This is a genomic window from Janthinobacterium paucivorans (assembly GCF_051380805.1).
GTDB classification, from domain to species: Bacteria; Pseudomonadota; Gammaproteobacteria; order Burkholderiales; family Burkholderiaceae_D; genus Janthinobacterium; species Janthinobacterium lividum_D.
Genome location: NZ_JBNYXR010000017.1, coordinates 61182 through 83335, shown reverse-complemented (window position 1 = coordinate 83335; position 22154 = coordinate 61182). Strand labels below are relative to the sequence as shown.

At 60.1% G+C, this 22154-nt stretch carries 24 protein-coding genes; 15 read left to right on the top strand and 9 right to left on the bottom strand.

Annotated elements, in window-relative coordinates; all coding sequences use genetic code 11:
• Positions 1-187 precede the first annotated feature (187 nt).
• A complete protein-coding gene (locus ACQ4V8_RS18725) occupies positions 188-388 on the bottom strand; it encodes a twin transmembrane helix small protein (RefSeq protein WP_010394856.1) in 201 nt (66 codons plus the stop codon).
• A gap of 36 nt (positions 389-424) precedes the next feature.
• Between ACQ4V8_RS18725 and ACQ4V8_RS18720 the strand changes: the two genes are divergently transcribed.
• Genes ACQ4V8_RS18720 through ACQ4V8_RS18695 form a run of 6 tightly spaced genes read left to right on the top strand, consistent with a single transcriptional unit; the run spans position 425 to position 5586 of the window.
• Entirely contained in the window at positions 425-1180 is a 756-nt protein-coding gene (locus ACQ4V8_RS18720) for an SURF1 family protein (protein WP_029496149.1), read from the top strand.
• Between the two features lie 4 nt (positions 1181-1184).
• Positions 1185-1790 (top strand): SCO family protein, encoded by a 606-nt coding sequence (locus ACQ4V8_RS18715; protein WP_070345789.1) that lies wholly within the window; start codon positions 1185-1187, stop codon positions 1788-1790.
• A 14-nt stretch (positions 1791-1804) separates the two neighbouring features.
• Positions 1805-2977 carry a COX15/CtaA family protein gene (locus tag ACQ4V8_RS18710; protein ID WP_436572002.1) on the top strand — a complete coding sequence of 391 codons (1173 nt, stop codon included), beginning with the start codon at positions 1805-1807 and terminating at the stop codon, positions 2975-2977.
• Positions 2978-3877: a heme o synthase gene (gene cyoE / locus ACQ4V8_RS18705; protein ID WP_010394865.1), complete on the top strand. Its 900-nt coding sequence runs from the start codon at positions 2978-2980 to the stop codon at positions 3875-3877. It abuts the gene before it with no gap.
• Positions 3874-4467, top strand: a complete 594-nt coding sequence (locus ACQ4V8_RS18700; protein ID WP_010394867.1) for an SCO family protein — start codon at positions 3874-3876, stop codon at positions 4465-4467. Before cyoE ends, ACQ4V8_RS18700 begins: the two co-directional genes overlap by 4 nt.
• Before the next feature lie 42 nt (positions 4468-4509).
• A complete protein-coding gene (locus tag ACQ4V8_RS18695) occupies positions 4510-5586 on the top strand; it encodes an AI-2E family transporter (RefSeq protein WP_010394869.1) in 1077 nt (358 codons plus the stop codon).
• Here the strand turns inward: ACQ4V8_RS18695 and ACQ4V8_RS18690 are convergent, their stop codons facing one another.
• From ACQ4V8_RS18690 to nhaR, 3 genes are all read right to left on the bottom strand, one after another.
• Positions 5587-6927 (bottom strand): hemolysin family protein, encoded by a 1341-nt coding sequence (locus ACQ4V8_RS18690; protein WP_029496150.1) that lies wholly within the window; start codon positions 6925-6927, stop codon positions 5587-5589.
• A gap of 118 nt (positions 6928-7045) precedes the next feature.
• Positions 7046-8380 carry an MFS transporter gene (locus ACQ4V8_RS18685; RefSeq protein WP_436571984.1) on the bottom strand — a complete coding sequence of 445 codons (1335 nt, stop codon included), beginning with the start codon at positions 8378-8380 and terminating at the stop codon, positions 7046-7048.
• A gap of 124 nt (positions 8381-8504) precedes the next feature.
• Positions 8505-9419, bottom strand: a complete 915-nt coding sequence (nhaR, locus tag ACQ4V8_RS18680; protein WP_010394875.1) for a transcriptional activator NhaR — start codon at positions 9417-9419, stop codon at positions 8505-8507.
• Between the two features lie 116 nt (positions 9420-9535).
• On the opposite strand from nhaR, the gene ACQ4V8_RS18675 reads away from it, so the two are divergent.
• The 5 genes from ACQ4V8_RS18675 (at position 9536) to ACQ4V8_RS18655 (ending at position 13154) form a co-directional block, all read left to right on the top strand.
• A complete protein-coding gene (locus ACQ4V8_RS18675; RefSeq protein ID WP_029496151.1) occupies positions 9536-10615 on the top strand; it encodes a DUF475 domain-containing protein in 1080 nt (359 codons plus the stop codon).
• A 143-nt stretch (positions 10616-10758) separates the two neighbouring features.
• On the top strand, positions 10759-11334 hold the full coding sequence (locus ACQ4V8_RS18670; RefSeq protein WP_010394880.1) for a TerD family protein: 576 nt from the start codon (positions 10759-10761) through the stop codon (positions 11332-11334).
• Positions 11335-11402: 68 nt separating this feature from the next.
• Positions 11403-12110 carry a TIGR00266 family protein gene (locus ACQ4V8_RS18665; protein WP_436571983.1) on the top strand — a complete coding sequence of 236 codons (708 nt, stop codon included), beginning with the start codon at positions 11403-11405 and terminating at the stop codon, positions 12108-12110.
• Between the two features lie 39 nt (positions 12111-12149).
• Entirely contained in the window at positions 12150-12731 is a 582-nt protein-coding gene (locus ACQ4V8_RS18660) for a TerD family protein (protein ID WP_010394886.1), read from the top strand.
• 204 nt (positions 12732-12935) lie between these two features.
• Complete coding sequence (locus ACQ4V8_RS18655; RefSeq protein ID WP_010394888.1) at positions 12936-13154, top strand: hypothetical protein; 219 nt, start codon at positions 12936-12938, stop codon at positions 13152-13154.
• Between the two features lie 185 nt (positions 13155-13339).
• On the opposite strand, the gene ACQ4V8_RS18650 is transcribed toward ACQ4V8_RS18655, so the two are convergent.
• Positions 13340-13804, bottom strand: coding sequence for a hypothetical protein (locus ACQ4V8_RS18650; RefSeq protein WP_010394890.1), 465 nt, complete (start codon positions 13802-13804; stop codon positions 13340-13342).
• A 173-nt stretch (positions 13805-13977) separates the two neighbouring features.
• Here ACQ4V8_RS18650 and ACQ4V8_RS18645 point away from each other — a divergent pair, with 173 nt between their 5' ends.
• Complete coding sequence (locus tag ACQ4V8_RS18645) at positions 13978-14244, top strand: hypothetical protein (protein WP_010394892.1); 267 nt, start codon at positions 13978-13980, stop codon at positions 14242-14244.
• Between the two features lie 90 nt (positions 14245-14334).
• Here ACQ4V8_RS18645 and rpoH read toward each other — a convergent pair whose 3' ends face one another.
• From rpoH to ftsY, 4 genes are all read right to left on the bottom strand, one after another.
• Positions 14335-15228: an RNA polymerase sigma factor RpoH gene (gene rpoH, locus ACQ4V8_RS18640; RefSeq protein ID WP_010394894.1), complete on the bottom strand. Its 894-nt coding sequence runs from the start codon at positions 15226-15228 to the stop codon at positions 14335-14337.
• A gap of 498 nt (positions 15229-15726) precedes the next feature.
• A complete protein-coding gene (gene ftsX, locus ACQ4V8_RS18635) occupies positions 15727-16647 on the bottom strand; it encodes a permease-like cell division protein FtsX (protein WP_010394896.1) in 921 nt (306 codons plus the stop codon).
• Positions 16644-17387, bottom strand: coding sequence for a cell division ATP-binding protein FtsE (locus ACQ4V8_RS18630; RefSeq protein ID WP_010394898.1), 744 nt, complete (start codon positions 17385-17387; stop codon positions 16644-16646). The genes ftsX and ACQ4V8_RS18630 overlap by 4 nt, the downstream gene beginning before the upstream one ends.
• 8 nt (positions 17388-17395) lie before the next feature.
• Positions 17396-18454, bottom strand: a complete 1059-nt coding sequence (gene ftsY, locus ACQ4V8_RS18625) for a signal recognition particle-docking protein FtsY (RefSeq protein ID WP_196856239.1) — start codon at positions 18452-18454, stop codon at positions 17396-17398.
• A 356-nt stretch (positions 18455-18810) separates the two neighbouring features.
• Here ftsY and ACQ4V8_RS18620 point away from each other — a divergent pair, with 356 nt between their 5' ends.
• From ACQ4V8_RS18620 to ACQ4V8_RS18610, 3 genes are read left to right on the top strand one after another with little or no spacing between them, the layout of a single operon-like run.
• Positions 18811-20121 carry an NAD(P)/FAD-dependent oxidoreductase gene (locus ACQ4V8_RS18620; protein WP_010394901.1) on the top strand — a complete coding sequence of 437 codons (1311 nt, stop codon included), beginning with the start codon at positions 18811-18813 and terminating at the stop codon, positions 20119-20121.
• A complete protein-coding gene (locus ACQ4V8_RS18615) occupies positions 20111-20908 on the top strand; it encodes a DUF1365 domain-containing protein (RefSeq protein WP_010394902.1) in 798 nt (265 codons plus the stop codon). The genes ACQ4V8_RS18620 and ACQ4V8_RS18615 overlap by 11 nt, the downstream gene beginning before the upstream one ends.
• Positions 20905-22152 (top strand): class I SAM-dependent methyltransferase, encoded by a 1248-nt coding sequence (locus ACQ4V8_RS18610; RefSeq protein WP_029496153.1) that lies wholly within the window; start codon positions 20905-20907, stop codon positions 22150-22152. The genes ACQ4V8_RS18615 and ACQ4V8_RS18610 overlap by 4 nt, the downstream gene beginning before the upstream one ends.
• Positions 22153-22154: the final 2 nt, after the last annotated feature.

Below are 22154 nucleotides of genomic sequence, written 5' to 3'. Positions count from 1 at the left end.
GGGCGCGCGCCGTTGAAGGGTGCGCCTGCAGCATGAAAAAAGCCGTACCGGGAGATCCTGGGTACGGCTTTTTTCTTAGTTTAAGAATTTTGCTAACCAAGCAACGTCGTTAGCACCGGGGTCAGTCCCTGCGGGATCGGAATCCGCCCCATTGAGGCGCATTCCCCCGCGGGTCTGACCCCAGCATTTAATGTATTCCCGTCGGCTGAATGTAGCCCAGCTTGTGCGCCAGCAGTATCAGCAAAAACATGGTGATCGACAAGCCCACGCGCAGCGCCAGCGCATGCACGGTGCGATTGCTCTTGCCCTTGTCGCGCATGAGGAAGAACAGGGCCGAGCCCAGGCTGCCCAGAATCAGGATGAAGGCGATGGCAACGAGGATTTTCATGTATGGTAACGCCAGGCTTGAGGAGGTTTTATTGTAATGCGTATCGGCTTCCATTTTAGGGTGATTCCATTTGTTGTAATGCTGCTACTGGTGGCGCTGGGTATTTCTCTGGCGCAATGGCAGCAGCGCCGTGGCGACGAGAAAATCGCCCGCGCCGCCCGGCTTGCGGCAGGCAATCTGGCCGCCCCCCTGGCATTGACGTCCGCCCCCCTGCTGGCGGCCGATGCGCAAGCTATCGAGTATCGCCGCGTCACCGTCACGGGCCGCTTCGTGCCTGCCTGGACGGTGTACCTGGACAACCGCCCCTACAAGGGGCAGGCCGGTTTTCACGTGCTCACGCCATTCCAGATCGACGGTTCGCAGATGCACGTGCTGGTGGCGCAGGGCTGGTTGCCGCGCAACAATGCCGAGCGCACGCGCATTCCCAACTTCACCACGCCCACGGGCACGCTGACGTTACATGGCATTGCGCGTCTGAACGCGGGCCATGTGATGGAACTGGGCAAGTCACCGGCCCTGGCGCCGCACGCCATCGTGCAAAATGCCGATATCGGCCAGCTGGCCCAGGCCAGTGCTCTGGCCCTGCAGCCCTTACTCTTCGAGCAAACGGTGGACCCAGTTGCTCGTGCCACAGCCATCGTGGCCAGCGCGCTTCCCGTGCGCGACTGGCCAGCGCCCGACCTGGGCGCCGACAAGCACCGCGGCTACGCATTCCAGTGGTATGCACTGGCACTGATGGCTTTTCTATTTTTTGTCTTTACAGGATTTCGACGTGCAAACAAACAAGCGTGAAGCAATGCAAGACAACCCAGACAAGCAGGCACAGAACACGGGACGCTGGAAACTGCTGGCCGTGGTGGCCGTGTGCGCTTTTCCCATCATCGCCTCTTATTTCACGTATTACATCATCAAGCCCACGGGCCGCAACAATTATGGCGCCCTGATCGATCCCCGTTTGCACCCAATACCCGAGCTGGCGTTGCAGGTGACGGAACTGGACGGCAAGGCCGCGCCGCTGGCGCAATTGCGGGGCAAGTGGGTGTTGCTGCAAACGGGGCCATCCGACTGTCAGGAAGCGTGCAAGAAAAAGTTGTTTGACATGCAACAACTGCGCTTGATGCAGGGCAAGGAGCGTGAGCGCCTGGAACGGGTCTGGCTGGTGACCGATGGTCAGCCGCTCGACACACTGGTGATGCGCGAATTCGACGGCACCAGCATGTTGCGCGTGAATAGCGCCGCCCTGAAGGCTTGGTTGCCGGTGGCGCCCGGTGGCCACAGTAGCGACCACCTGTACTTGATCGATCCGCTGGGCAATTTGATGATGCGCTTCCCGAAAGACGCAGACCCGAACAAAATTAAGAAAGACATTGCCAAGCTGCTCAAAGCTTCGGCGATTGGTTAAGGAGCTGTATGACAATGATGAATTTTTCCGCGCTGGCCCAGCTGGGCTTGACGGGCTTGCTGGTGGCGCTGCTGCCATTGACCATGGTCTGGGTGTCTGCGGACGCCAATAAATATCGCAAGCTGGTGTGGGTTGCCGTCTTTTTAACGATGGACTTGATCATGTTTGGCGGCTTCACGCGCCTGTCCGATTCTGGCCTCGGTTGTCCCGACTGGCCAGGATGTTATGGTTCTGCCAATCCTTTCCTCGCACATGAGCACATCGTGGCGGCGCAAACCCTGATGCCGACGGGACCCGTGACGGTCGTCAAAGCGTGGATCGAAATGACGCACCGCTACCTGGCCATGGCCATCGGCGTGCTGATCGTGGCGATGCTGCTGCAGGCGTGGCGCCAGTGGCGCAAAAGCAAACGCGCACAATTCGCTCCGGCTTTGCCGACGGCGCTCTTCTTCTTTGTCTGCCTGCAGGGCGCCTTCGGTGCCTGGACCGTCACCTTGAAGCTGCAACCGGTGATCGTCACCATCCATTTGTTGCTGGGCATGGGCTTGCTGGCCATGTTGACGTGGCTGGGCGGGCGCCAGGACAATGCCGTCAAGCCCTTGCAGCGCGCCGATGCCGACGTGGCCGTGCTGCGCCCCGTGCGGGCGCTGGCCGTCATGTCGCTCGCGCTGTTGACGTTGCAGATCGCGCTGGGCGGCTGGGTGAGCACCAACTACGCCACCCTGGCCTGTATGGATTTCCCCCTGTGCGGCGGCAAAGTCATTCCGGAAATGGATTTCGAGCATGGTTTCCATTTGTGGCGCGAGCTGGGCAAGACCGCTGCCGGCCACTATCTGCCGTTTTCCGCGCTGACGGCCATCCACTGGGTACACCGCAATTTCGCCTTCGTCGTGCTGGCCGGTGTCGGCTATACGCTGTTGCGCGCATGGAAACTGCCGTCCTTGCGCGGTACGGTGCGCTGGGTGGTCTTGGTGCTGGCCTTGCAGGTCGCCACGGGCCTGGCGACGATTTATCTGAGCTGGCCACTGTCGATTGCGGTGCTGCATAACGGTGGCGCGGCGCTGCTCGTGTTGTTGCTGACCATGTTAAACTGCAAGGCTAAATTCCAACTCGATGTAGCGCGGACATCTGCTTGCGCCCCCGCGACAGTGCCCACGGCACCAGCCAGTCCTTCCCGTATCGCATAAATGACTACTCAGACCATCAGCCGTAAACCTTCCCCCCGCATCGCCCAGTACTGGGCGCTGACCAAGCCCCGCGTGACGCAACTGGCCGTATTTTGCGCCGTTATCGGCATGTTCCTGGCCAGCGACGAGTTGCCTGACTGGCGCGCGGTGGTGTTTGGCACCCTCGGCATTTGGCTGCTGGCCGGCGCCGCGTTTGCCGTCAACTGCCTGGCCGAGCGCGAAATCGATGCGCGCATGGCCCGCACGGCGCGCCGTCCGATGGCCATGGGCGACATCACTGTCAAGCAGACGGTGGTGTTTGCGCTGGTGATCGGCGGCCTGGGCATGGCGATTCTGTATAACCTTGTCAATCCGCTCACCATGTGGCTGACCTTTGTCACCTTCGTCGGCTATGCCCTGATCTATACCATGCTGCTGAAACCGGCCACGCCGCAAAATATCGTCATCGGCGGCCTGTCCGGCGCCATGCCGCCCGCGCTGGGCTGGGCCGCCGTCGCCAATGATGTACCGATGCAAGCCTGGTTGCTGGTCTTGATCATTTTCGTCTGGACGCCGCCGCACTTCTGGGCACTGGCCATGTACCGCCGCGACGATTACGCGCGTTCGGGCTTGCCCATGCTGCCCATCACGCACGGCTTGAAATTCACGCAGTTCCACGTCTGGCTGTACTCGATCGCGCTGGCGGCCACTACCTTGCTGCCCTTTGCCGTGCGCATGAGCGGCCTGATCTACCTGGCGTCGGCCGTGCTGCTCAATGCCGGTTTCCTGTATTACGCGTGGAAGATGTACCGCCACTACACGGACTTGATCGCGCGCAAAGCCTTTACGTATTCCATCATTTATCTGGCATTGCTGTTCGCGGCCTTGCTGGTCGACCACTATATTCCGCTCGGAACATGAAAAAAATCCTGATGCTGTTGTTGGCCGCTACCTTGGTCGCCGTCCTTGCCGGCTGCGGCAAGCCGGCCGCAGCCAAGCTGGCATTCAAGAACACGGATGTGACGGGCCTGGGCTACGCGCGCCAGTTCGCGCTGACGGACCACACGGGCCAGCCGCGTACACTGGCCGACTACAAGGGCAAGCTGGTGCTGATGTTCTTCGGCTACACGCAATGCCCGGACGTGTGTCCCACTACCATGGCCGAGATGGCGCAGGTGATGCAGGAAATGGGCCCGCAGGCGCAGCAGGTGCAAGTGCTGTTCGTTACCGTCGACCCCGAGCGCGACACGCAAGCCTTGCTGGCGCAGTACGTGCCAGCGTTCGACCAGCGCTTTGTCGGCCTGTATGGCGATGCCGCCGCGACGGCCAAGGTAGCCAAGGAATTCAAAGTGTATTACGCCAAGGTCGAGGGCGAAACAGATCGTAGTTATACGGTCGATCACACGGCCGGTACCTATGTATTCGACCGCGAAGGCAAGATTCGCCTGTTCGTGCGTCACGGCGAAAAACCTGCCGCTATCGCGCACGATCTTAAACTTCTGCTATCCTGATCCGCTCGCGCCACCAGGCGCCATCTTCAGGATTTGCAGTACATGGATAAACGTTTCGAGCCTTACGCCCGCCTGGCAGCCATCATCTTCTTGCTGATCGGCTGCTTTTTTGTCTTGCGGCCCTTCCTGGCCGCCATGCTGTTCGCCGTCTGCGTGTGCATTTCCAGCTGGCCCTTGTATGTGCTTTTGCTTGAGCGCCTGAAAGGCCGGCGCAACTGGGCGGCCGCCATCATGACCGTGTCGCTGATCCTCGTCATCGTGCTGCCGCTGGCTCTCGTGACCTACAACCTGGCCGATAATGTCTCGCGCGTGTACGAGCAGATCCGCGTCGCGCTGGAATCGGGCGGCCTGCATCCACCGGCCTGGCTGGCCAGCATTCCCGTGGTGGGCGACACCATTGATCGCTATGTGCGGCGCTTGCTGGAAGACCGCCAGGAACTATTGAATTTGGGTAAGACCATGCTGGAACCGGCGCGCCATTTCCTCGCTTCCGGCGGCATCTTGCTGGGCACGGGCCTGGCGCAGACCAGCCTGGCCGTGTTTGTCAGCTTCTTCCTTTACCGCGACGGCCAGCAACTGAGTCGTGCCCTGATGACGGGTGCCGGCCGCATCATCGGCGACAGCGCGCCGGGCGTGGGCCTGACCATCAGCCGCACCGTGCGCGGCGTGATGTATGGCTTGCTGGGTACGGCGCTGGCGCAAGCGCTGGTGGCCGTAGTGGGCTTCTTGATCGCCGGCGTGCCAGCCGTGGCGCTGCTGGGCGTGGCCACCTTCATCTTTTCGCTGATACCCGTGGGGCCGCCCTTGATCTGGGGTGGCGCCGCCATCTGGCTGTTGAACGACGGGCAGACGGGCTGGGGCATTTTCATGCTGGTGTGGGGGGCGCTGCTGATCAGCGGCGTGGACAATGTGGTCAAGCCCATTTTGATCAGCCGCGGCAGCAGCCTGCCGTTCCTGCTGGTGCTGCTGGGTGTGCTGGGCGGCGTGCTGGCCTTCGGCTTCGTCGGCATTTTTATCGGACCGACCCTGCTGGCGGTGTTGTACAGCCTGCTGCAAACGTGGACCCTGGGCGAGACCAGCGTGCCGCAGGGCAAGGATACGCTGACGCGCAAGAAGTAATCAGTCCCTTAAATCTGCATCCAGATCGCGCTCCTGCTTGGGGATTACCTTCAGTAGCACGATGCGCGGTCCGTTCATCTTCTTGACGACGATGTCGAAGTCGACAAAAGTGATGCGCTGGCCCTGCTTCGGAATGTCCCCCAGCTTGACCATGATCAAGCCGCCCACCGATTCCACGTCATCGAGCCCCAGTTCCTCATTTTCGATATCGATGCCGAGGATGCGTTCGAGTGAGAAAATGGGCAGGCTGGCCTTGCCGATCAGGGTGCCGTCGCTTTGCTTGAGCCAGTCGTTTTCATTGCGGCGGAATTCATCGCGGATTTCGCCAACCATGGCGCCGAGCAAGTTATCGAGGGTGATAAAGCCCAGCGGGCGCTTGCCCTTTTCGCCGATCAGGGCGAAGTGGGGCGCGCCGTCGCGGAAGCGGCGGAACAGTTCCAGCGCCGGCGTGCGCGCAGAAATGATGTCGACGGGCCGCAGGAAGGGCGTGAGCGAGGTGATCGGTTTGCCCGCCTGCTGGGCAAAGAACAGGTCTTTCAAGTGCACCACGCCCAGCACGTCGTCCTCATTCATGTCGAAATACGGGTAGCGGCTGAAGCGGTTGCGCAGCACCGTGTCGAGGTTTTCTTCCAAGGTGCTCGAAGCGTGCAGGGCGATCACTTCATTGATCGGGCGCATCAAGTCCGACACCGTCATTTGTTCGAAATCGAGCGATTGCGCCAGGATGTTGCGCTCGTCGCGCGTGAATTTCTCGCCCGGCTGGCTGGTGCGCAGTATCAGTTTCAATTCATCGGACGAGTAATGGGCATCGTGGCCGCCCTTGCCGGATAGACCAGCCATGCGCAGCACCCAGTTGGCGCTGGCGTTGAGCAGGTAAATGGCAGGGTACATGGCCCAATAAAAACCATACAAGGGAATCGCGCACCACAGGCCGACCGCTTCCGGGTTGCGGATGGCCATCGACTTGGGGGCCAGTTCGCCCACGACGATGTGCAGGAAGGAAATGACGCTGAAGGCGACGACGAACGAGACGCCGTGGATCAGCTCTTGCGAGGTGACGCCGATGGCGCCGAACACAGGTTCGAGCAAGCCGGCAAAGGCCGGTTCGCCGACCCAGCCCAGGCCCAGCGACGCCAGGGTAATGCCCAGCTGGCAGGCTGACAGGTAGGCGTCCAGCTGGCCATGCACCTTGGACAGGATGCGGCCGCGCAGTCCTTGTGTCTTGGCGATGGCGCGGATGCGCGTGCGGCGCAAGGTGACGATGCCAAACTCGGCGGCAACAAAAAAACCGTTCAGCGCGACCAGGAAGAGGGCGAGCAGTACTAGCAAGGCATTGTGCATGGGGGCGCTGAAGATGGGCTGTAAAAACGTCATCTTAAACGACGAAGGCCGGCATAGCCTAATTTAGCCGCGCGCCGCGCCCGTGCCGGCGCGCGCGCGCTCGGTTGTTCAGGCTGCTTTAGTCTTTGGCCGCCGTTTGCTGCCCGCCGGGCATGACAAAGAGCATGGCCGCCGAGACGATGGCGGGGATGGCGACGACGAGGAAAATCGTGCTGTTAGGCCAGTTCAGGCGGATCAGCTCGCCACCGAGCACGGGGCCGATGATGGAACCGATGCGCCCGATGCCCAAGCTCCAGCCGATGCCCGTCGAGCGCAGGGTCGTCGGATAGTAGCTGGCCGCCAGGGCATTCACGGCAGGCTGCCCGCCCACCACGCAAAAGCCGGCGATGAAAATCGTGATGAAGAGGAAAGCCAGCGACACGTCGGGACGGCCGATCAGGGCAATTGCCACGGCAGCGACCAGGAAGCAGGGCAGCAGTACGCGGCGGAAGCTGGAGCGGTCGATCAGCTGGCCCATGACCAGGGTGCCGATGGTGCCGCCCACTTGCAGGGCCGTGCCGGCCAGCACGGCGTTGGCCGTGGACAGGCCCGCTTCCTTGGCGATGGTCGGCAACCAGTTGGACAGGAAATATAAATTCAGCAAGTTCATGAAGTTAATGATCCACAACAAAATCGTCATCTTGGCGCGACCACCCGTAAACAATCGCAGCACGGGCGCGCCCTTGTGTTCCTTTTCATGCACGACATACTGGGTCTCGGCCGTGATGCTCAGCGTCGGGTCGATGCGTTTCAGCCATTGCGCCACCTTGTCGAGCTTGCGTTTCTTCAATACCAGGAATTGCATCGATTCCGGCAGCAGGAAGAACATCAGCACGCCGATGATCAGCGGCACCACGCCGCCCACGTAGAACACGGATTGCCAGCCGAATGCGGGAATCAGCGCAGCGGACAGCAAGCCGCCCAGCACGGCGCCCAGGGTAAAACCGCAAGACACCAGCATCATCAGGGTGACTTTCTTGCGCAGCGGGCTGTATTCGCCAGCCAGCGCCATGGCGTTCGGCATCACGGCGCCCAGGCCCAGTCCCGTGATGAAACGGATCAGCTGTAATTGTTCAATGTTGGTGGCCAGCGGCGTGACGAGCATGCATAGCGAAAAGAAAATAGTCGAGCCGATCAGCACCGGGCGGCGGCCGAACTTGTCGGCCGTGATACTGAAGACGAGCGAGCCGACCAGCATGCCCAGCAAGCCCGCGCCAAAGACGGGGCCCAGGTTGGCCTTGCTGACGTGCCAGTCGGCAATGATGGCGGGCGCCACATAGCCCATCGCTTGTACGTCGAAGCCATCCATGATGACGCACAGGCCGCACAGGATCAGCATGCCGACCTGGAAGGAGCCGATCTTGTTGTTATTGATGAGATCGGGAATATCGATGGTCTTGCCTGCCGTGGACATGCTGCTGCTCCTGTTTTTTTATGGTGGTCGCGCCCTGCCGTCGAGGGAAGGGCGCGTGTTTGTTGCAGGCTTCATTACAATCGCTTTTGATTAATTATTCAAACGTTATTTTCGAATGGATTTATCAGATTTCCTTGTGAATCCTGGGGCGACTCTGGATGGCGGCCAGGATCACATCCAGCGCCGGGTGCATGATCTTGCGCTCGTTCGAGATGACGTAAAATTGTTCGCGCAGGGATGAGGCGTCGCCCACCAGCACGGCGCCGAACTGTTCCTCGATGTCGGCTGCCAGGCTGGCCGAGGCGAAGAACAGGCCCAGGCCCTTGCGGCCAAACGCGTTAAGCATGGCGTTGTCCTCGAATTCACCGACCACGTCGGGGCGTACGCCTTGCTGCACCATCCATTCATCGATGCGCCCGCGCAGGGCGTTATTGCGCGCCGGCAGTAAAAATGGCGCGCCGTGCAGGCTGTGCGGGAAATTTTCGCGGTATTGTGCGGCCAGCGCGGGCGTGGCGAACAGCTTCATGGCGCTTTCGCCCCACAGGTGGCTCGACACGCGCAGGCTGGCGCCGGCCGGCACGGCGCGGTCCGTCAGCACCAGGTCCAGCTTGTGCAGTGCCAGGTCGGCCAGCAGGGACTCGAATTCATCTTCCAGGCACACCAGCTTGACGGGCTGCTCCAGGCTGCGCGTGGCGTCGAGCATGCGATAGGCCATCAGTTTCGGCAGGGAATCGGAAATACCCACCGTCAGGCGCATTTTTTCCGCGTCCGCATCGGCCAGCGCTTCCTGCATCTGTTCGCCGAGCAAAAAAATCTGGTCCGCATAGCCGAGCGCCAGGCGGCCCGCTTCCGTCGGCACCAAACGCCGCCCCTGCGGCTGCAGCAGGGATTTACCCAGTTCCTTTTCCAGCAGGGCCAGCTGGGTGCTGATGGTTTGCACGGCTAAGCCCAGCCGTTCAGCCGCGCGCGTCACGCCGCCTTCCTTGGCGACTACCCAAAAGAAATACAAATGGCGGTAATTGAAACCGGTGGTTTTCATCGCTGCACTCTCTATCTTCTGTTTTTACGAAGTAACACTTCCATTATCTTCTATTTTTAAATGTTACACACATCCCTATACTGGCTTCCATTGAATTGAGATAAAGGGAACTATCGATGAAGCATTTCAGAGTGTCATTTCTAGTGACATTTATCTGCCTGGGCATATCCGCCTGGTGGGGTTACACGCACGGTGGCGTGCAAACGATGCTGGCAGCGCTCGGTATCGCGGTGATCCTGGGCGTGATGGAAGTGTCGCTGTCGTTCGACAATGCGGTGGTCAACGCTTCGGTGCTGAAGAACTGGGACAAGTTCTGGCAGGGCTTGTTCCTGGGCGTGGGCATCATCATCGCCGTGTTCGGCATGCGCCTGTTGTTCCCGCTGGTCATCGTGGCGCAAGCGGCCGACCTGGGCTTGCTGGAAGTATGGAATCTGGCACTGAGCAATCCGGAAGAGTATTCGATGCACCTGACGAACCACCATGCGGAAGTGGCGGCCTTTGGCGGCATTTTCCTGCTGCTGGTCTTCCTGAACTTCCTGCTGGACTCGGAAAAAGAAACGCACTGGCTGGGCCGTATTGAAGAGAAACTGGGCGCGCTGGGCAAAATTTCCTCGCTTTCCGTGATGATCGCACTGGGCACCCTGATGGCCAGCCTGTCGATGATCGAAGAAGGCCAGAAGCTGGTGGTCTTGACGGCTGGCCTGTGGGGCATCCTCACTTACGTCGGCGTCGATGTGGTCAGCGGCTTGCTGGAAGGTGATAACGGCAACGGCAACGTGGGCGACATCGTCAAGCGCGGCGGTATTGGCGGCTTCCTGTACCTGGAAGTGCTCGACGCCTCGTTCAGCTTTGATGGCGTGATCGGCGCGTTTGCCATCACCAAGGATGTCGTGATCATCATGCTGGGCCTGGCTATCGGCGCGATGTTTGTGCGTTCGATGACGGTATTCCTGGTACGCAAGGGTACACTCGACGAGTTCGTTTATCTGGAGCACGGCGCGCACTATGCGATCGGTATCCTGGCCGTAATCATGTTGGCCAGCATGAAGTTTCACATTCCCGAGATCTTTACGGGTCTGATTGGGGTGGCCTTCATTCTCGCCTCGCTATGGTCGTCGATCCGTTACAAGCGCAGGATGGCGCACGAAGAGGGCAAGACGCAAGCGCTGGAAGCCGTCAAGGCAACAGTAGCGTAAAGAATGCGCGGCAAACGACTACACCGGTTTGTCGGCAAGTTGTAGCAAGCGCCGCCGCTGGCCTGGGGAGTCAGGCCGGTGGAGGGCGCCAGGTGTTATTTATTTCATTAGCTGGACTTTATTTCACATAGGAGAAATACATCATGGCAATCAGTCTGCAAAAAGGCGGCAACGTCAACCTGAGCAAGGAAGCCCCTGGCCTGTCGAAAATGATCATCGGCCTGGGCTGGGATGCCCGCGCCACCGATGGCGCCGCGTTCGACATCGACGGTTCCGCGTTCCTGTTGAAGGCCGACGGCAAGGTACGCGCCGACGTCGACATGATTTTCTACAACAACCTGAAATCGAGCGACGCTTCCGTCACCCACTCGGGCGACAACACCACCGGCGCCGGCGATGGCGACGATGAAACCGTCATCGTCGACCTGGCCAAGGTACCAGCCGAGATCGACAAGATTGCCGTCTGCGTGACGATACACGATGCCGAGGCACGCAAGCAAAACTTTGGTATGGTGTCCAAAGCGTACGTGCGTTGCGTGAACGCCAACGGCAACACGGAAATCGCCCGCTTCGACCTGTCGGAAGACGGTTCGGCGGAAACGGCCATGGTCTTTGGTGAAATCTACCGCAATGGCGCCGATTGGAAATTCAAGGCCATCGGCCAGGGCTACAAGGGCGGTTTAGGTCCTTTGGCAGCGTCGTTCGGTGTTGGCGTTTAAGTTGTAGAGTCAGGGCGGTCCGCAGTGCGGGCCGGCACCATCATCACCTAGTTGAAGAAGGAATAGGTATGCCAGTTTTCAATATTACCGGGGACGTCGATCCGTTTCTGCATGTGTCGCTGGCCAAGGGCGAGAAGATTTATTGCGAATCTAACGCGATGGTGATGATGGAAACCAATCTTGAGCTGAAAGGCAAGATGACGGGCGGCATCGGCGCTGCGCTGATGCGCACCTTTGCCAACGGCGAATCGTTCTTTCAGCAGCATATCGAGGCCGTGCGGGGCGACGGCGATTGCCTGCTGTCGCCCACCTTGCCCGGCGCGATGCGGGTGCTTGATGTGGGCAAGGAGCTCGGTGCCCAGCAATACATGATCAGTGACGGCGCCTTCGTGGCGGCCAGTGCAGGCGTGGAATTGAAGGTGCGCACGCAAAGCCTGGGTAATGCGCTGTTTGCCCAGAGCGGTGGTTTTTTCATCACCGAGACGGCAGGCAGCGGCCAATTGGCGGTGTCTGGTTTTGGCGCCATGTCGATACTCGAAGTGACGCCTGGCAAGGACGTGGTGATTGATAACTCGCACGTCGTATGCTGGGATAGCAGCCTGCAATATGAAATTTCCATGACGACCGGCAGTAGCGGTGGCTTTCTGGGCAATCTGATCAATAGCCAGACCAGCGGCGAGGGCATGGTGCTGAAATTTTCAGGCACGGGGAAAATCCTCGTGTGCTCGCGTAACCGCGCAGCCTTCCTCGCCTGGACACAAAGCAAGCCGGCGTAATTAGTACTTGATGCAACTAAACAAACAGGAGCAATGCGTATGTCTGTCAATTTGAGCAAGGGCCAGAAGATTTCTCTGGACAAAGAAGCTGGTACCACCCTGAGCCGTATCACCATGGGCCTGGGATGGGATGCGGTCAAGACCAAGGGTTTCCTTGGCTTCGGTTCGAAGACCGAAGCGGTCGACCTGGACGCTTCGTGCGTCATGTTCGACGAGAACAAGAGCACGTCCGATATCGTCTGGTTCCGCCAGCTGAAAAGCAAGGACGGCAGCATCGTTCATACGGGCGACAACCGCACGGGCGCAGGCGATGGCGACGACGAACAGATCAATGTTGATCTGTCGAGCGTGCCGGCGCATGTGAAAAGCCTGGTCTTCACCGTCAACAGCTTTACCGGCCAGAACTTCGCGCAGGTAGAAAACGCCTATTGCCGCATCTTGAATGCCAGCAATAACCAGGAAGTCGCGCGTTTCAACCTGTCTGTGCAAGGTTCCCACACGGCACAGATCATGGCCAAGTTGTATCGCCATAACGGCGAATGGAAGATGCACGCCATCGGCGAAAACGGCAACGGTCGCACCTTCGACGACCTGATGCCGCAGATTGCTGTGCATCTATAAACGTCAGGCCAAATCTGCTGCGCGCCGCGATTTGCGGCCTGCGATGCTCACTGTGCCTACGCACAGCTGCGCTTCTCGGCCACAACTCGCCTACGCTCGCGACGATTTTGCCAGACGTTATTAAGGAGCAGTACGCAGCGGGCGGGGGACGGACCGGATACCGGCCATTGTCCGCTGCTCTACATTGAAGGAGAGTATGTTGTGATGCGATTGCTGATAGCCTTGCTACTGCCGTGTCTCACGTTTTTTATGCTGGGGCGCCCGCTGGCCGGTGCCGCCGCCTTGATCTTGCAGTGCACTGTGATCGGCTGGGTGCCGGCGGCCCTGTGGGCCCTGTACACGGTGAACCAGCATAAAACGGAGCAGGAATTGGAAGGTGCATTAAGCCGCAGCTACATGCGCAGGCGTAGTCGGTTGATCTAAATCAGCCGGGCGCTTGGAATCCTTGCGCTAATGACACTCACGATTCATCGTGCGTGTCATTTTTTTAGCTGGAAAAATATCGATGCGACATAACATTTTCACCGCTTCATTTTGCTGAAGATAGCGCTGACACCCGAGGACGCGCGATTGCCTGTCTTCGAGGGGTAGTCTGCGCGCCCTGGCGTTTAGCCGGCGGGCGCGCCCTGCGTGATTTTTACTTTGACCCGATACGTGGGCGCGGCCTCGTTCAGCGCCGGCGGCGTGGCCGGGTCGACGTCGAGCAGCGTGAACGTCAAGTGCTGGACGCTGACGGAACTGGCGGCACCGGGCATGGAATCGGACAACACGATGTCCGTGGCGCCCGCGCTGTTGCGCAAACTGAAGCTGTAGCTGACGTAGCCTTTCCACACGCATACGGCGCCCTTGCGGCAGCGGCTGTCGTTGACACGCTCCAGTTTCAGGGTATCGGTGGCCGTGATGGCAACCTGTTCGCCCGGCGAGAGCACGTGGCTGACGCTACGTGGTGTGTTTTCCGCCTCGCCGGCGCTGCCAGCCGCGCCGCAGCCAGACAGCATTGCCAGGCAGGCGATCAGCAGGGAGAGCAGCAGCGGAAGCAGCAGGGTACGATCAGAGCCGTTTAAATAAGCCATGTTTTTCCTTTCAGGTAAAGCGTCCCCGGCGTGGCGTCCACGCATGGGATAATGATAGCAAAATGATATTTCTGCGGCGCCCCATTGGCGCGTGGCGAATGAATTGATGCGCCGGCCCACGCGGCACGCCGATTACTGCGTAGAATGGCTGTTTTGAAAATCAGGAAACAACCATGAAAAAAACTGCCCTGGCGAAAAGCGATGCCAAGAAACTGATGGGAAAGATGAATGTTCCCGGCGCCGGTGCATTCGGTAAGGAAGCGGTGGTCATCGACCGTCGCGAGCAGCGCAAGCGCGATCAGGCGCTGGGCCTGGTGCCATTCGCCGTCAAGCTGAACAGCGATCTGGTCTTGCAATTGCAGACCCTGGCCAAGGAGCGCGATGCGGATCTGAATGAACTGGTCGCTGAAACCTTGCTCAAGGGCCTGGCTGCAGCTTAATCGCCTGCCATGTTTATCTGTTGATAAACATCAAGTCATAAAACTAAAAGGCGCCTTGCGGCGCCTTTTGCATTGCGGCATTGCTTGTGCTTACACGTAGGCGGCCAGCGCGCCCTTCATTTTTTTCAGCGCCGCCACTTCGATCTGGCGGATGCGCTCGGCCGATACGCCGAATTCTTCTGCCAAAGCATGCAGGGTGGCGCCAGAACCATCGTCGTTGGCCAGCCAGCGCGCTTCGATGATGCGGCGCGAACGGGCGTCCAGCTTCGACAGTGCCGTTTCCAGGCCTTCCGATTGCAGGCGCGTCACCTGTTTCGCTTCCAGTACCTTGGTCGGCTCGCTATGTTCCGACGCCAGGTAGGCGATTGGCGAGAACTTGTCGTCTTCATCGTCGGTCGGCGATTCCAGGGCGATATCGCGGCCGCTCAAGCGCGTTTCCATCTCGATCACTTCTTCGCGCTTGACGTCGAGCAGCTTGGCCAGTGCATCGATCTGTTTGGGCGTCATCGCATCGAGGCCCGTCTTGTGGCTGCGCAGGTTGAAGAACAGTTTGCGTTGTGCCTTCGTCGTTGCCACCTTGACCAGACGCCAGTTTTTCAGGATGTACTCGTGCATCTCGGCTTTCACCCAGTGCATGGCGTACGATACCAGGCGCACGCCCTGGTCCGGGTCGAAGCGCTTTACGGCTTTCATCAAGCCGATATTACCTTCTTGAATCAGGTCGGCGTGTGGCAAGCCATAGCCCAGGTAGCCACGCGCAATCGAGACCACCAGGCGCAGGTGCGACAGCACCAGTTCTTGCGCGGCAGCCAAGTCGTTTTTTTCGCGCAAGCGTTTTGCCAGCGAAATTTCTTCGTCGTGGGTCAACATGGGCAGGCGGTTCACGGCCGAGATATAGGCGTCGATATTGCCCAGATTGCCAGTGAAGCCGAGGCCCAGTGCATTATTTTTGGTCGGAACCAATGCGGACGTTGCGGACATCATAGTCATGCTTTCTCCCTCGTAGTCTTGCTTTGTTCCAGTCGGCCATGTCACGCGACATGGCCCGATTGTCTGTTCAGTTTTGCGTATTCGGTCTTGTACTTTGCGGATCGTGGCGCCACCTATATCTGGCGCTGATGGGGCTGATGGCGGTTCTGCGCTTGGTATGTGCTTATATTAGCACTCTCTGCTTGAGAGTGCCAATCAGCACTTTTAATCATCCCGATAGCCTAAATGCTATGACGATTCATCTGCCAATAATTTTTACAAAAGGCACCCCCAGGGCGCTTGACCACCTTAGTATGCGCCCTTTCGGACGCGCCCGAAAGGGCCGCACGGCGCTTGGCGACAACAGGGCTAGTCTACGGTCGCAAGCTGAAGAGTAGCTTAATAATACTTGCTAAACATCAAGATAATTAGCGTATCGGATAGCGCCCGACAAGTGGCGCTGTGGCGCTGTGACGCATGGCGGCGCCAGCGGCGCCGCCATGGAAGGGCAGGTCAGTTCAGGCGCGCCAGATGGCGCTGCACGCAGAGGAAGGCGCCGATCAGGCCCAGGCCGGCGCTGACGGCCAGCAAGCCCGCCATCGGCAGCGGTGCCAGCGGCACCAACTGGAATTCAGACGCATACAGGCGGGCAAATTCGGCAATCGCACTATTGAGTGGCTGCAACGCAAGCGCTACGGCGCCCAGGGCCAGCGCACCGGCGCACAGGCCCAGCAGGGCGCCCGTGTAATAGAAGGGGCGGTGGATGAAGGTATCGGTGGCGCCGATCAATTTCGAGATGCTGATTTCATCGCGCTGCTGCATCACTTGCAGGCGGATGGTATTGAAGACGACGGCGATCACGGCCACACCCAGGGTAATGGCGAGCAGCAACAATACTAGGCGCAGCACGCCCAGCAGGGCCGCCAGGCGCTTGACCCAGGCCGAATCGACTTGCGCCGACTCCACGAATGGCAGGTGGCGCAATTGTTCTGCCACCGCATCGACATCCTGCGCTTCGCTGGCGCTGCCGAACGCATCGAGCTTTAGCACATAGCTGTCGGGTAGGGGATTGTCACCCAGGGTGCTGAGCACGTCGGCCAGGCCATTCTTGTTTTTTAGCGAGTCGAGCGCCTGTTCACGCGGGATGAAGACGATCTTCGCCTGTTGCGCGCCGACGATCTTGCGCATGGCGCTGGCCAGGGCCACTGCTTGTTCGCGCGGTGTGCTTATTTTCAAGAAAACGCTGATTTCCGGGTCGACCGACATTTGTTCCGACATGGGGCGCACATTGTCGAGCATGGTCAAGCCGGCGAATGGCAGCGACAGGGCGATGGCAACGACGACGACGTTCAACAAAAAGCCGCCCGGCGACTTGCGCAAATGGATCAGCGCCGAGCCGAGCGCAAAGCGGTGTTGACGGAACCAGCCTCTCATGCCTGCTCTCCCTGTGCGTCGTCCGGGTTGAGGGGCGGGGCGAAATCGGGATCGGGCGGTGCGAAGACGGGCGCCTGCGTGGCCTTGTCGATGGCTACCAGTTGGCCGTTTTTCAAGTGGATCACGCGGGCGGCGGCGTCGAGCATCTGTTCGTCATGGCTGGAAATGAGGCAGGTCACGCCCACCGAATGAAACGCTTTCAGGGCGTCGAGCACTTTGTTGGCGCTGGCGCGGTCGAGGTTGGCCGTCGGTTCGTCGGCCAGGATGATCTGTGGCCGGTTGACGATGGCGCGCGCGATCGAGACGCGCTGCTGTTCGCCGCCCGACAGCGACAGGGGGCGCGCCATGGCGCGGTCCAGCAGGCCCACCTTGTCAAGGGCCGCGCGCGCGCGCTGCTCGGCGGCCGCCTTGTGTGCGCCCACGACCAGCAGCGGCAGCATCACGTTGGCCAGGATGGAGCGGTCGTTCAATAATTTTTGCTGCTGGAAGATCAGGCCCATGTTGCGGCGCAGGAAGGGGACGCCCGCTGGCTTGATCTTTGCCATGTCCTGGCCATTGACGATCAGCTTGCCCGAGCTGGGGCGTTCCATGGCGGCGATCATTTTCAGCAGGGTTGACTTGCCGGCGCCGGACGGGCCGGCCAGGAAGACCAGCTCGCCTTTGGCAATACTCAGCGAAATGTCGCTGAGCGCCACGGCGTCGGAAGAGTATTGCTTGGAGACGTGCTGAAATTCAATCATGTATAGGCTTATCCGAGCAGCGCTTCGACAAATTCGGCAGCCACGAAAGGCTGCAAGTCTTCAATTTTCTCACCGATGCCGATGAAATACACAGGCACCGGGCGCACGCGGGCAATCGCCGCCAGCACGCCGCCCTTGGCGGTCCCGTCCAGCTTGGTGATCACCAGGCCGCTCAGCTGCAGGGCATCGTCGAAGGCCTTGACTTGTGTCAACGCGTTCTGCCCCGTATTGCCATCGATGACGAGCAGTATTTCATGCGGCGCACCGTCCATGCCTTTGCCGATCACACGCTTGATTTTCTTCAATTCTTCCATCAAGTGTAACTGTGTCGGCAAGCGCCCTGCCGTGTCGACCATGACCACGTCGATGCCGCGCGCTTTCGCCGATTGCACCGAGTCGTAGGCCACGGCGGCCGGGTCGCCCGATTCTTGCGAGATGACGGTGACGTTGTTGCGCTCGCCCCAGACCATCAATTGTTCGCGCGCGGCGGCGCGGAAGGTGTCGCCCGCGGCCAGCAGCACGGATTGATTATTTGACTGCATGTGCTTGGCCAGCTTGCCGATGGTAGTGGTCTTGCCGGCGCCATTCACGCCCGAAATCATCATCACCAGCGGCTTGTGGCGGCCCAGCTCGAAGCGTTTTTCCAGCGGGCTCAAGAGGTCGATCAACAGCACCTTCAGCGCGGCCTTGACGGCGGCGGCGTCGAGCAGCTTGTCTTCCTTGACCTTTTTCTTCAATGCCGTCAGCAAGAATTCGGTGGCGTCGATGCCCGCGTCGGACATCAGTAGCGCCGCTTCCAGCTCTTCGTACAGCGCGTCGTCGATCTTCGCGCCGACGAACAGCACGGATAAGGTGTTCGAGGTTTTCGACAGGCCGGCCTTCAGGCGCGTCATCCACGATTTTTTCTCGGGTTCAGCGGCCACGATCACGGGCACGAGCTCGGCCGGCGCGCCGCTCAGGGGAGCAGCACCCGGCTGCGCGGCAGGCGGCGTGGTGGCAGGAAGAACGAGGGGCTCGGCTGGCGCAGCCTCGGGAGTGACGGGTTTTTTCTTGAAGAAACTAAACATGGATGTGTGGTGGCGGGTGCTGACCTAAGGCCCGGCGGCGCCGGACACTGTTGTTGCGGACTATTTTACCAGAGCGCGCCCAGCCCTTCATGCTTTACTGTTCGATTGGCAACATTGCGCGGCTAGCCGAAATCCGCGATCCAGTCAGCGCTTGCGCAATATTTGTATAGGCTCGCATGCCAACAGAATACGCGCGGTATTTATCTCTGCCATCGCTGCGCTGCAAATAGCTGAATCCAATTGAAAATTGTCGGCGTATAAGTTTTAGAATGGCTCAAGGAGCCGATTGACATAGGTCAATATTTGACTGACTATGAATTTATTTCGTCCAAGGAAAACATGAAACGGGTGCAGCCATGAAAATCGCCGTCGTCGGAGCGGGAATTGCCGGTTTGTCTTGCGCGTATCGGCTGGCGCAGGCTGGCCAGGATGTGACCTTGTATGAGGCGGGTGAGTATTTTGGCGGTCACAGTCATACGGTGGATGTCACGCTCGACGGCGTCACGCATGGCGTCGACACGGGTTTTCTGGTGTTTAACCACGCTACTTACCCGAACCTGGTGCAACTGTTCCAGGAGCTCGGTGTCGAGGCAGCCGATAGCGATATGTCGTTTTCCGTCAAAATGCCCTTGGGCACCACGCCCGATGCCCGCGTGCTGGAATGGGCGGGCGCCAATCTCGATACCGTGTTTGCCCAGCGTAGCAATCTGCTGCGCCCCGCCTTCTTGCGCATGCTGCGCGACATCGTGCGTTTCAACCGCCAGGCCAGCGCTCTGGCTACGGCGAGCGTGCCGGGGCCGGCCATGTCGCTGGGCGATTTTCTCGACCTGCACGGCTACGGCGACGAATTTCGCCACTGGTATTTGCTGCCGATGGCCGCCTGCATCTGGTCGTGTCCGGCGCGCCAGATGCTGGCCTTTCCGCTGGCCACGTTCATCCGTTTCTGCCACAACCATGGCTTGCTGCAAGTGAGTGACCGGCCGCAATGGCGCACGGTGCGCGGTGGCTCGCGCGTGTATGTGGAAAAATTGCTGGAGGGCATCCCCCAGCAGCGTCTGGCGTGCCCCGTACTGGCCGTGCGCCGCCAGCAGCACGGCGGCGCACGCACGGTCGAGCTACACACGGCTGGGGGCGTCGAGCATGTCGATCACGTGGTGCTCGCTTGCCATAGTGACCAGTCGCTGGCCTTGCTGGCCGATATCCGCGACGACGAGCGCAAGGTACTCGAAGCCGTGCGCTACCAGCCCAACCGGGCCGTGCTGCACACGGATACATCCTGCCTGCCGCAACGCCGCCGCGCCTGGTCGGCCTGGAATTACCAGGGCAGGCCGGCCGCGCACGGCGAGGCGCCGCAGGTGTGCGTGCATTATTTGCTGAACCAGTTGCAGCCGCTGCCATTTTCCACGCCCGTCATCGTCTCGCTCAATCCACTCGACGAACCAGACCCGGCGACCATCATCGACGAGTTTTCCTATGCCCACCCGGTGTTTGATGGCGCAGCCATTGCCGCCCAGGCGAGCCTGGCCGGTTTCCAGGGTGCGCAGCACACCTGGTTTGCGGGTGCCTGGACCGGGTATGGCTTCCATGAAGATGGCTTGAAGTCGGGCCTGGGCGTGGCGCAAAGCTTGCTGGGCCTGGCGTCTGCGGAGCTGGTGCATGCCGCGTGATTCCGCGCAAGCCGCGCCGGCGCAGCCGCAGCTGTGCCTGGGACGGGTGCGCCATGCACGGCTGCGTCCGCGCACGCATGTTTTCAGTTATGGCATGTTCTATTTGCGCTTGCCCTTGCGCAGCCTGGGCAACCAGGATTTCCCGGCTCGCATGATTTCGCGCAACGGCGCCAATGTGCTGGCGTTTCGCGACAGCGACCATGGCGATGGCACGACACCGTTGCTGGCGTGGATCGATGGCCTGCTGCGCCAGCATGGCGTGCTGGACGCGGATGGTGAAATCTGGCTGCAAACCATGCCGCGCATGTTCGGCTATGTTTTTAATCCCATCAGTTTCTGGTTTTGCCACCGTCCCGACGGCGCGCTGCGCGCCGTGCTGTGCGACGTGCGCAATACCTTTGGCGAGCGCCATCTGTACCTGCTCGAGCACGGCGCCGTCATCGCCTATGGCAGCGAGTTGCGTGCCAAGAAGATTTTTCATGTCTCGCCGTTTTGCAAGGTGGAAGGGGCGTACCGTTTCCGTTTCCTGCGCAACAGCGAGCAGGACGGCGAGCGCCACCTAGCACGGGTCGATTACGACGATCTCGACGGTCCGATTCTGGAAACGAGCTTGTCCGGCACGGCGCAGCCGCTGCGCGATGGCGCCATCGCCTGGGCTTTGCTGCGCTACCCACTGATGACGTTTGGCGTGATGGCGCGCATCCATTGGCAAGCCTTGCGCCTGTGGCTGCGCCGCGTCCCGTTTTTCAGCAAACCCTTACCTCCACAAGAAAAGGTGTCCCGATGAGCTCCGATTCCTTGCCGACCGGCCTGCATGGGCGCCGCAGCCCTACTCCCGCGCCCGTCCATGAACAGAGGGACATGCCCGCCGCCGGGCGCATTATTCTGCGCCTCTTGGAAGCATTGCAAGGCGGTGCCCTGCGCCTGCGCACGCCGGATGGGCGTATCGTGCTGTATGGCGATGGCAGCCATCCCGTTACCCTCGATTTGCACAACTGGCGCCTGTGTGCGGCCGTGCTGCGTTCGGGCGACATCGGCTTTGCCGAAACGTTTATCGCCGGCGACTGGCGCACCGACAATTTGCCGGGCTTGATCGAGTTGATGATACGCAACCGTGCACAGATCGAGTCCCTGATCTACGGCAACTGGTGGGGTAACTTGATTTACAAGATGCGCCATCTGCTGCACCGCAATTCGCGTGCCGGCAGCAAGAAGAATATCCATGCCCATTACGATATTGGCAACGCCTTTTATCAGCTGTGGCTGGACCCGTCGATGACGTATTCGAGCGCCCTGTTTACCGAAGGCGCCAGCCTGGAACAGGCGCAGGCTGCGAAATACCGGCGTATCGCCGACCAGCTGCAACTGCAGTCGCAGCTGAGCCAGCGCGTGCTGGAAATTGGTTGTGGCTGGGGTGGCTTTGCGGAAACGGCGGCGCGTGACTACGGCGCCCACGTGACGGGCCTGACCTTGTCGACCGAACAGCTGGCGTATGCGCGCCAGCGCCTGCAAGATGCGGGGCTGGCGGCGCAGGCCGATTTGCAGCTGTGCGACTACCGCGACAGCCATGGCCAGTACGATGCCATCGCCTCGATCGAGATGTTCGAAGCGGTGGGACAAAGCTACTGGCCCGGCTATTTCGCATGCGTGGCGCGCAACCTGAAGCCGGGCGGACGCGCCTGCATCCAGACCATCGTCATCGCCGACGCCTTGTTCGAGCGCTACAGCAAGAGCACCGATTTTATCCAGCAATACATCTTCCCGGGCGGCATGCTGCCTTCGCCGACCGAGTTTCGCCGCGCCGCCGAAGCGCAAGGCTTGCGCGTAGCGGACGCCTTCAGCTTTGGCCTCGATTATGCGCAAACCCTGCGCCTGTGGCGCGCCAGCTTCCTGGCCCAGCGCACGGCGCTCGAAAAGCAGGCTTTCGACGGCCGTTTCCTGCTGACCTGGGAGTTTTACCTCGCCTATTGCGAGGCTGCCTTTCAGGCGCATAACACCGATGTCATGCAATTTACCTTGGTCAAGGAGTAATC